This is a genomic window from Janthinobacterium sp. BHSEK (assembly GCF_056174685.1).
This window is the reverse complement of sequence record NZ_JBWBYV010000224.1, coordinates 1-317: the sequence shown is the minus strand read 5'-3', so window position 1 is coordinate 317 and position 317 is coordinate 1. Positions and strand designations below refer to the sequence as shown.

1 rRNA gene is annotated in these 317 nt (G+C 45.7%); it reads left to right on the top strand.

Annotated features, from left to right (window positions below):
- Window positions 1–107 precede the first annotated feature (107 nt).
- Window positions 108–317: ribosomal RNA gene (locus AC0V2Y_RS28590) — 23S ribosomal RNA — on the top strand; the annotation flags it as partial.

Here is a 317-nt window from a genome sequence, read left to right as displayed (position 1 = left end):
ATCGATGGGTAATGATTGTATGTATCAACAAACAAGCAACAACGTTGTACTTTCTTATCCCTGTAGCGCTCTTTTCATTTGAAAGAATGAAGAGGCTAACGTTATAGGGACAAGCGAATAAGTGCACATGGTGGATGCCTTGGCGATTACAGGCGATGAAGGACGTAGTAGCTTGCGATAAGCTGCGGGGAGTGAGCAAACACACTTTGATCCGCAGATTTCCGAATGGGGCAACCCACCCTTTTAGGGTATTGCATACTGAATACATAGGTATGCAAGGCGAACGCGGCGAACTGAAACATCTAAGTAGCTGCAGG